This window comes from Vibrio sp. 704 (genome assembly GCF_033339295.1).
In genome coordinates this window covers 1-938 of the sequence record NZ_JAWOUH010000179.1, presented here as the reverse complement: position 1 = coordinate 938, position 938 = coordinate 1, and the positions used below count along the sequence as shown (strand labels likewise).

General features: G+C 47.4%; 8 tRNA genes. All 8 read right to left on the bottom strand.

The features are described 5' to 3' along the window. Nucleotides 1-4: 4 nt before the first annotated feature. The 8 genes from R7R24_RS25305 to R7R24_RS25270 all read right to left on the bottom strand — a co-directional run bounded on the left by R7R24_RS25305 (nt 5) and on the right by R7R24_RS25270 (nt 933). Nucleotides 5-89 (bottom strand) — tRNA-Leu (locus R7R24_RS25305). Nucleotides 90-142: 53 nt separating this feature from the next. Beyond that, a tRNA-Gln gene (locus tag R7R24_RS25300) sits at nt 143-217 on the bottom strand. A 50-nt stretch (nt 218-267) separates the two neighbouring features. Continuing rightward, a tRNA-Leu gene (locus tag R7R24_RS25295) sits at nt 268-352 on the bottom strand. 29 nt (nt 353-381) lie between these two features. Then, a tRNA-Leu gene (locus tag R7R24_RS25290) sits at nt 382-466 on the bottom strand. Nucleotides 467-506: 40 nt separating this feature from the next. Further along, nucleotides 507-583, bottom strand: a tRNA-Met gene (locus R7R24_RS25285). Between the two features lie 22 nt (nt 584-605). After that, nucleotides 606-690: transfer RNA gene (locus tag R7R24_RS25280), tRNA-Leu, on the bottom strand. A gap of 53 nt (nt 691-743) precedes the next feature. Further along, nucleotides 744-818: transfer RNA gene (locus R7R24_RS25275), tRNA-Gln, on the bottom strand. Between the two features lie 30 nt (nt 819-848). After that, nucleotides 849-933, bottom strand: a tRNA-Leu gene (locus R7R24_RS25270). Between the last annotated feature and the right edge of the window lie 5 nt (nt 934-938).

The window sequence follows — 938 nt, the reverse complement described above, 5'->3', positions numbered from 1 at the left end:
ATAATGGTGCGGAAGGAGAGACTTGAACTCTCACACCTTGCGGCGCCAGAACCTAAATCTGGTGCGTCTACCAATTCCGCCACTTCCGCAACTTAATCTATAGATATCAAGATAATTGGTAAAATCTCAATATCGTTGTATATGGCAGGGCTACCTGGATTCGAACCAGGGAATGGCGGCATCAAAAGCCGCTGCCTTACCGCTTGGCGATAGCCCTACAGCGTAAATAGTCAAAGACTACTTAACCTCTCTTATCGAGAGAAAGAATGGTGCGGAAGGAGAGACTTGAACTCTCACACCTTACGGCGCCAGAACCTAAATCTGGTGCGTCTACCAATTCCGCCACTTCCGCGTATTCTGATAGTGTAGATTAATTTAAGATGGTGCGGAAGGAGAGACTTGAACTCTCACACCTTGCGGCGCCAGAACCTAAATCTGGTGCGTCTACCAATTCCGCCACTTCCGCATCTATTCCTAACTGCTCTGATAAAAAGAACATTTAGGAATGGTGGCTACGACGGGATTCGAACCTGTGACCCCATCATTATGAGTGATGTGCTCTAACCAGCTGAGCTACGTAGCCATTTTAAAACGTTGATCAAGAATGGTGCGGAAGGAGAGACTTGAACTCTCACACCTTGCGGCGCCAGAACCTAAATCTGGTGCGTCTACCAATTCCGCCACTTCCGCAACTTGATCTGTAGATATCAAGATAATTGGTAAAATCTTAATATCATTGTATGTGGCAGGGCTACCTGGATTCGAACCAGGGAATGGCGGCATCAAAAGCCGCTGCCTTACCGCTTGGCGATAGCCCTACATTGCTCTAATAAAAGAGACTTAAATAATGGTGCGGAAGGAGAGACTTGAACTCTCACACCTTGCGGCGCCAGAACCTAAATCTGGTGCGTCTACCAATTCCGCCACTTCCGCAACTT